Source organism: Xanthomonas cassavae CFBP 4642, from assembly GCF_000454545.1.
Taxonomy (GTDB): Bacteria; Pseudomonadota; Gammaproteobacteria; order Xanthomonadales; family Xanthomonadaceae; genus Xanthomonas; species Xanthomonas cassavae.
This window is the reverse complement of the sequence record NZ_CM002139.1, coordinates 1697353-1705695: the sequence shown is the minus strand read 5'-3', so window position 1 is coordinate 1705695 and position 8343 is coordinate 1697353. Positions and strand designations below refer to the sequence as shown.

The window sequence follows — 8343 nt, the reverse complement described above, 5'->3', positions numbered from 1 at the left end:
GTACTCCGCGTCGCCGAAGGTCAGTTGCATCGTCATCGTCCTGGTGCCTCTGTGCGATTGTCGCAGGATCAGGGGGAGTTGTTCAGAGTTTCCCTAAAGCATGCGAGGTCCAGCCCGGCCTTGTCACCTTGATCGGTTCAGTTCGCTTTGCAGAACTGCTGGCCGATAGAGGCCTGCGCCGGCCATGTCACATGAGAGTCACAAAACCGTAGTCTACTGGCGATCATCAAAACCAGACGGTAAGCCCCGCGTGCAGAAACGCATTCTGATCGTCGATGACGAACCCGCGATTCGCGACATGGTGGCGTTCGCGCTGCGCAAAGGCGAGTTCGAACCCATCCATGCAGGCGACGCGCGCGAAGCGCAGACCGCCATCGCCGACCGGGTGCCGGATCTGATCCTGCTGGACTGGATGCTGCCCGGCACCAGCGGGCTGGATCTGGCGCGGCGCTGGCGCAAGGAGCAGTTGACACGCGAGATTCCGATCATCATGTTGACCGCGCGCGGCGAAGAGAACGACCGTGTGGGCGGTCTGGAAGCCGGGGTCGACGATTACGTGGTCAAACCGTTCTCGGCACGCGAGCTGCTGGCACGCATCCGTGCGGTGATGCGGCGCACCCGCGAGGACGACGAAGACGGCAGCGTGGCGGTGGGCCGCCTGCGGATCGATGGCGCCGCGCACCGCGTGTTCGCCGGCGATGCGCCAGTGCCGATCGGCCCGACCGAATACCGCCTGCTGCATTTCTTCATGACCCACCCCGAGCGCGTGTATACGCGTACCCAGCTGCTGGACCATGTCTGGGGCGGCAGCGTGTACGTGGAAGAGCGCACCATCGACGTGCACATCCGTCGCCTGCGCAAGACGCTGGAACCGTTTGGCCTGGAAAACATGGTGCAGACCGTGCGTGGCTCGGGCTATCGTTTTTCGTCGGCAACCTGATCGTTGCCGCACAGCCGCCAGGCCGCCGCACGGGCCGGGCAGCTGCCTACCTGACGCTTCGTGGTAACGCCTTCCATGCCTCAACATATCCGTTCCGCCTGGCTCAAGACGCTCGGCACCCTTGCGCTGTTGCTGGGCGCTGCCGTCGTGGTGGGCGTGTTGATCGAGCATGTGTGGATGGCACTGACGCTCACCGCGCTGGGCGTCCTGAGCTGGCATTACTGGCGGTTGCGCCAGGTGCTGCGCCGGCTCACCGCGCGCCAGCGCGCCGAGCCGGCGGCCGGCGTCGGCGCCTGGAACGAACTGGACCGCCTGCTGTACCGCAGCCAGGCGGAAATGCGCGGGCGCAAGCGACGCCTGATCGACATGCTGCGCACCTATCGCGCCGCCGCGCAGGCGCTGCCGGATGCGGTAGTGGTGGTGGACCGCAACAGCCAGCGCGTGCAGTGGTTCAACAAGGCCGCCGGCGGCCTGCTGGGCCTGCACCATCCCGGCGACATGGGCGTGTCGGTGGTGGAACGCCTGCAACCGTTGCCGTTGGCGCATTGGCTGGCGGCCGGGCGCAATGCCGAACCGATGCTGGATGCCGCCTCGCCGGTAGACCCGGATCTACGCCTGAATCTGCGTTTGATCCCGTACTCCGACGACTACTGGCTGCTGGTGGCGCGCGATGTCAGCAAGTTGCTGCGACTGGAACAGGTGCGCCGCGACTTCGTGGCCAATGTCTCGCACGAGCTGCGCACCCCGTTGACGGTGGTGCATGGCTACCTGGACATGCTCGACCCGGAAGACTTCCCGGACTCGGGCCCGATGCTGGCGGAGATGCGCAAGCAGTCGCAGCGCATGGCGCAGCTGGTGGAAGACCTGCTGACCCTGTCGCGGCTGGAATCGCAGGAAGAACTCGGCGAAGAACACGTGGCGATGGCGCCGATGCTGTCCACCCTGCGCCGCGAGGCCGAGGCGCACAGCCAGGGCCGGCACACGGTGGAAGTGATCGACGAGGCCGGCGTGGATCTGCTCGGCTCCAACAAGGAACTGCACAGCGCGTTCTCGAACCTGGTGACCAACGCGGTGCGCTACACGCCCGGCGGCGGCACGGTCACGATCCGCTTCCTGCGCGAAGGCGACGGTGCGGCGCTGGCGGTGCGCGACACCGGCTACGGCATCCCCGCCTCGCATCTGCCGCGCATCACCGAACGCTTCTATCGCGTGTCCAGCAGCCGCTCGCGCGAGAGCGGCGGCACCGGACTGGGGCTGTCGATCGTCAAGCACATCCTGGGCCTGCACCAGGCGCGGTTGGACATCGAAAGCGAGGTGGGACGCGGCAGCGAATTCTCGTGCCATTTCGTGGCTGCCCGTGTCGTGCAACGCGAACAGTCCCTGCCACTGTCACGCTCGGCGTGATATGTAGGAGGTGCAGGCCGCAGCGCGCGATGCACCGGCGCCCTCCGTGTCGCATTGCCTGCGCCGCGGCCCACGCGCCGCACACCACGCACACCACTTCGCCTTGATGACCGACTCCATGGGCCACGCCAAAGAACTGCATGACGTCACACCCGGCGACGACATCGCCACCGATCCGCTGCGTGATCCGGCGCTGTACATCAACCGCGAGCTGTCGCAGCTGGACTTCAATTTCCGGGTATTGGCGCAGGCGCTGGACGACCAGGTGCCGCTGCTGGAACGCCTGCGTTTCCTGTGCATTTCCTGCACCAACCTGGACGAATTCTTCGAGATCCGCGCCGCCACCGTGCGGCATGCGCAGGAGTTCGGCTTGCCGCCGGCACCGGATGGCTTGAGCCCCACGGCCATCCTCAATGCCGTGCACGATCGCGCGGCCAAGCTGGTGGAGCAGCAGTACCACGCCTGGAACGAGGTGCTGCGCCCGGCGATGGAAGAGGCCGGCGTGGCCGTGCTCAGCCGTAGCGCGTGGACGGCGCGGCAGAAACGCTGGCTGCGCGCCTACTTCCGTAACGAGATCATGCCGGTGCTGTCGCCGCTGGGGCTGGATCCGGCGCATCCGTTCCCGAAGATCCTCAACAAGACCCTGAACATCGTGGTGGTGCTGGAAGGCCAGGACGCGTTCGGTCGCGCCGGGCACCTGGCCATCGTGCGGGCGCCGCGTTCGTTGCCGCGCATCATCCAGTTGCCGGCCAGCCTGTCGCCGGACGGCGCGCAGAGTTTCGTGTTCCTGTCCTCGGTGCTGTCCGAGTTCGTGGACGAACTGTTCCCGGGCATGCAGGTCAAGGGGTCCTACCAGTTCCGCGTCACCCGCAATTCCGAGTTGGTGGTGGACGAGGAAGAAGTCGAAAATCTTGCGCTCGCCTTGCGCGACGAACTGGTCACCCGCGGCTATCGGCCGGCAGTCCGCCTGGAAATTGCGCACGATTGCCCGGCGCCGATCATGCGCACCCTGCTGCAGAACTTCGGCCTGAACGAGAACGCGGTATATCGCATCGTTGGCCCGGTCAATCTCAGCCGCGTCACCCAGGTCTACGACCTGGTGCAGCGCCCCGAGCTCAAGTATCCATCGTTCAACCCGCGCACCTTGCGCGACAGCGAAGGCATCTTCGACATCGTCGGCAAGGGCGATGTGCTGCTGCACCACCCCTTCGATGCGTTCACCGCGGTGCTGGATGTGATCCGCCAGGCGGCAGTCGACCCGAACGTGCTGGCGATCAAGCAGACGCTGTACCGCACCGGCAAGGACTCGTTGATCGTCGATGCGCTGATCCTGGCCGCGCGCAACGGCAAGGACGTGACCGTGGTGGTGGAGCTGCGCGCGCGCTTCGACGAAGAGGCCAACCTGGGGCTGGCCGACAAGTTGCAGGAGGCTGGCGTGCAGGTGGTGTATGGCGTGGTTGGCTACAAGACCCACGCCAAGATGCTGCTGATCGTGCGCCGCGAAGGACGCAAGCTCAAACGCTATGTGCACCTGGGCACCGGCAACTACCACAGCGGCACGGCGCGGCTGTACACCGACATCAGCCTGATCACCGCCGATGCGGAGATCGGCAACGATGTGCACATGCTGTTCCAGCAGTTGTCCGGGCTGGCCCCGCGCATGAAGCTGGATCAACTCCTGCAGTCGCCCTTCACTTTGCATGCCGGCGTGCTGAAACGGATCGAGCGCGAAACCCGCCTGGCCCGCAACGGCCGCCCTGGCCGCATCATCGCCAAGATGAACGCGCTCAACGAACCGCAGGTGGTGCGCGCCCTGTACACCGCCTCGCAGGCCGGCGTGCAGATCGACCTGATCATCCGCGGGGCCTGCACGCTGCGGCCGGGCGTGCCGGGCGTGTCCGACACTATCCGCGTGCGTTCGATCGTGGGGCGCTTTCTCGAACACAGCCGCGTGTACTGGTTCGGCAACGACGGCGCGGCCGAGTTGTATTGCGCCAGCGCCGACTGGCTGGAACGCAACCTGTTGCGCCGGGTGGAGACCTGCTTCCCGATCCTGGACCCGGACCTGGCCCGGCGCGTGTATCGCGAGGTGCTGCAGAACTATCTGGACGACAACGTCAGCGCCTGGGAGCTGGATGCAGAAGGCGTCTACCACAAGCGTACCCCTGCCCCCGGAGAACCGGCCCATTCGGCGCAGATGACCTTGCTCGATCGGATCTGAAAACGCTGCGGCCGTGGTCTCTCACGTGGCCAACGGCCCATCGGCTACCATGCGGCCCATGCCAACATCCTCCCCCACGATTGCCCCCCTGCGTGATGGCGATTTTCTTGCCGCCATCGATCTAGGTTCCAACAGTTTCCACATGGTCATCGCGCGCTACCTGTTGGGTCAGCTGCGGGTGGTCGACCGCCTGCGCGAAACCGTGCGCATGGCCGATGGGCTGGATGGCAAGGGCGGCCTGTCCAACGAGGCGCGCCAGCGCGCACTGGAATGTCTGGCGCGCTTTGGCCAGCGTATCCGCGACGTGCCCTCGCTGCGCGTGCGTGCCTTGGCGACCAACACGGTGCGTCAGCTGCGCTCGCCGCAGACGTTCCTGATGCCGGCAGAAACCGCGCTCGGGCATGCGATCGAGGTGGTGAGCGGCCGCGAGGAAGCACGCCTGATCTATCTCGGCGTGACCCACGCGCAACCGCCCAAGCCCGACCAGCGCCGGCTGGTGATCGACATCGGCGGCGGCTCCACGGAATTCATCATCGGCCGTGGCTTCCAGACCCTGGAGCGCGAAAGCCTGCAGGCCGGTTGCATCGCCAGCACCCGGCGGTTTTTCCCGGGCGGCAAGTTGTCCAAGAAGAAATGGAAGGACGCACTGACCGAGATCGGCGCCGAATTCCAGCAGTTCGCCGGCCAGTACAAGGCGCTGGGCTGGCACGAAGCGATCGGCTCGTCGGGCACGCACAAGGCGATCGGCGAGATCTGCGCGGCAATGAAGCTCACCAAGGGCGCGATCACCGCGCAGGCGCTACCGGCGCTGCGCGAGGAGTTGCTCAAGGCCAAGCGCATCGAAGACATCCAGCTGCCCGGGCTGGCCGCCGAACGCCGGCCGATCATTGCCGGCGGCATTCTGGTGCTCGAAGCGGCCTTCCAGGCGCTGGGGCTGGAGAAGCTGATGGTCAGCAAGGCGGCGATGCGCGAAGGCATCCTGTACGACATGCTTGGCCGCGGCGGCCAGAACGACCCGCGCGACAGTTCGGTGGCCTCGCTGGTGCAGCGCTACGGCATCGACGAAGTGCAGGCGCAACGCGTAGAGGCCACCGCCTGCCGCCTGTTCGATCAGGTGTGCGACTCCTGGCAACTGGACGGCGACGATGCGCAGGTGCTGCGCCGCGCCGCGCGCCTGCACGAACTGGGCCTGATCATCGCGCACAGCCAGTACCACGTGCACGGCAGCTACATCCTGGAGCACTCCGATATCGCCGGCTTCTCGCGGCAGGAGCAGCAGGTGCTGGCGGCGCTGGTGCGCACGCATCGGCGCAACGTGCCCAAGACCGCCTTCGACGCCCTGCCCGACCGCCTGCTGCTGCCAACCCGCCGCAAGGCCGCGCTGCTGCGCCTGGCGGTGCTGCTGCACCGCGCACACGAGGCGGACCCGATTCCGACCCTGGAACTCACTGCCGAAGACACACGGCTGTCACTGATCCTGTCGCAAAGCTGGATCGACTCACGCCCGCTGCTGCGCGCCGACCTGATCGGCGAAGTGGAAAGCATGGCCGGGCTGGGGATCGCGTTCAAACCGTTTGTGACCTGAGGCCTGCGGCCTCAGGCAGGATTCGGGATTTGGCATTCGGGATTTGTTGATCGCGGCACGTGATGTACTGCGTGCTCGCCCAGATGCGCGAAGGCCGCTTTTGCGAATCTCCAATCCCGAATTCCCAATTCCGTCGCACTTGTCACCCCCGCGACTTGTGCGCGCAACATCCATGCCATCGCCCTCCCGGAAGCTAGCGAAAACCGGAGAACGGGCATGCGCTACGCGATCGTTACCGAAACCTATCCGCCCGAAGTCAACGGTGTAGCGCTGACCGTGCACGGGCTGGAAACCGGCCTGCGCGCACGCGGACACCAGGTGGACGTGGTGCGTCCACGGCAGAGCAGCGATACCGACGCGGCCATGGCACTACTGGTGCGCGGCGCATCGCTGCCGCGCTACCCGGGACTGAAGTTCGGGTTGCCGGCAACGCAACGTCTCCTCCGTCATTGGGCAGGCACGCAACCGGATGCGGTCTATGTGGCCACGGAAGGCCCCTTGGGCTGGTCGGCGATGCGTGCGGCACGTCGGCTGGGCATTCCAGTCGCCACCGGCTTCCATACGCGCTTTGACGAGTACCTGCCCGACTACGGTGCCGCCTGGCTGCAGGGCACTGCGTTGCGCTGGATGCGTCGCTTCCACAATCAGGCCGAAGCCACCCTGGTGCCTACCCGCGAGCTGCAGCAGTTCCTGCGCGACGGCGGTTTCGAGCGGGTGCAATTGCTGGCGCGCGCGGTGGACAGCCGGCAGTTCGATCCGGCCCGGCGCGATCCGGCGCTGCGGGCGGAATGGGGTATCGAAGATGAAGGTTTTGCGGCGATCTATGTCGGGCGAATCGCCAACGAAAAGAACCTGCCGCTGGCCGTGCATGCATTCCGCAAGCTGCAGCAGGTCCGCCCGAAGGCGCGCTTTGTCTGGGTGGGCGATGGACCGTCGCGGGCGAAGATCGCGCATGAAAATCCCGACTTCATCTTCAGCGGCATCCAGCGCGGCGACGCCCTGGCGCGCCACTTCGCCAGCGGCGATCTGTTCCTGTTTCCCAGCCGCAGCGAGACCTTCGGCAATGTGACCCTGGAAGCCATGGCCAGCGGTGTGGCCACGGTCGCCTTCGACTACGGCGCCGCTCGCGAGTACCTTCGCGATGGCCAGACCGGCGCGGCGGTGGAGACCGATGAGGCCTTCGTCCAGGCCGCCGTGGCGCTGACGCGGGACGATGCACTGCGTCAGCGCCTGGGGACGGACGCCGCACAGGCGATGAAAAAATTGCACCCGGACAATGTGGTCTCCGACTTCGAAGCCTTGTTGCTGGGAATCAGCGCTGCACGGGGGCGTTATGTCGTCAACGCGGCTTGAGGTATGGCGCGGTCACGAAGCGCGCTGGTGCCGGCGCGCCAATCACTGGTGCCGTCGCCATCCGGTGCGGCGCACGTTTGCCGCGATCAGCCGGTTGGGCGACGGCGTGTTCTGGTACAGCCTGATGGGGCTGCTGGTGCTACTCGACGGCATGGACGGCGTACGTGCCTCCGCGCACATGGCCGCAACCGGCGTGCTGGCGCTGACGCTGTACAGGGCGCTCAAGCGCTGGACCCGCCGCCCACGCCCCTACGCAGCCGACGTACGCATCCGCGCCTGGGTGGCACCGCTGGACGAGTTCAGCTTTCCGTCCGGGCACACCCTGCACGCGGTGTCCTTCAGCATCGTCGCACTCGCCTACTACCCGGGGCTGGCTCCGCTGCTGGTGCCGTTCTCTGCCGGTGTTGCGCTGTCGCGCGTGGTGCTGGGCCTGCATTATCCCAGCGACGTGCTCGCCGCAACGGCGATCGGCGTGGTGCTGGCGAGCCTGTCGCTGTGGGGGCTGCCTGCGGTGCTGGGGTAAGCGGTAGCGGCTTGCATGACAACCGGTTTCCGACCGACCGGCGCAATGCAGGCGAACAGGCAGCCAAGACGAACCCAGCAAATTTCAGAGCGTCTCTGCCCGCCCTTCTCCCTGCGGGACATTGTCCTCCTTTATGAGGGAGAAGGTGCCCCGCAGGGGCGGACGAGGGTACGTGCGAAGCCTGGTGTTATCGATTGCCGAGTGGCTTCGCCCTTACCCTCACCCCAACCCCTTATCTCTTGGCGATCTGCCAGATTAGGCGTCGAGAGGCGGCGTGGTCGACCGATAACCCATAGGTCTGAGCGACCGCGGGAGAG

Annotated in this window: 6 protein-coding genes; all 6 read left to right on the top strand. The window is 66.2% G+C overall.

The annotated features are described in order from the left end of the window. Positions 1–250: 250 nt before the first annotated feature. The 6 genes from phoB to XCSCFBP4642_RS0107560 all read left to right on the top strand — a co-directional run bounded on the left by phoB (position 251) and on the right by XCSCFBP4642_RS0107560 (position 8026). On the top strand, positions 251–940 hold the full coding sequence (gene phoB, locus XCSCFBP4642_RS0107585) for a phosphate regulon transcriptional regulator PhoB (protein WP_002806631.1): 690 nt from the start codon (positions 251–253) through the stop codon (positions 938–940). 75 nt (positions 941–1015) lie between these two features. Continuing rightward, complete coding sequence (gene phoR, locus XCSCFBP4642_RS0107580) at positions 1016–2344, top strand: phosphate regulon sensor histidine kinase PhoR (RefSeq protein WP_029219268.1); 1329 nt, start codon at positions 1016–1018, stop codon at positions 2342–2344. 118 nt (positions 2345–2462) lie between these two features. Further along, positions 2463–4565, top strand: a complete 2103-nt coding sequence (ppk1, locus tag XCSCFBP4642_RS0107575) for a polyphosphate kinase 1 (RefSeq protein WP_029219267.1) — start codon at positions 2463–2465, stop codon at positions 4563–4565. A 58-nt stretch (positions 4566–4623) separates the two neighbouring features. Beyond that, a complete protein-coding gene (gene ppx / locus XCSCFBP4642_RS0107570) occupies positions 4624–6150 on the top strand; it encodes an exopolyphosphatase (RefSeq protein WP_029219266.1) in 1527 nt (508 codons plus the stop codon). A 216-nt stretch (positions 6151–6366) separates the two neighbouring features. Beyond that, complete coding sequence (locus XCSCFBP4642_RS0107565) at positions 6367–7503, top strand: glycosyltransferase family 4 protein (protein ID WP_029219265.1); 1137 nt, start codon at positions 6367–6369, stop codon at positions 7501–7503. Further along, positions 7484–8026: a phosphatase PAP2 family protein gene (locus XCSCFBP4642_RS0107560; RefSeq protein WP_029219264.1), complete on the top strand. Its 543-nt coding sequence runs from the start codon at positions 7484–7486 to the stop codon at positions 8024–8026. The genes XCSCFBP4642_RS0107565 and XCSCFBP4642_RS0107560 overlap by 20 nt, the downstream gene beginning before the upstream one ends. Positions 8027–8343: the final 317 nt, after the last annotated feature.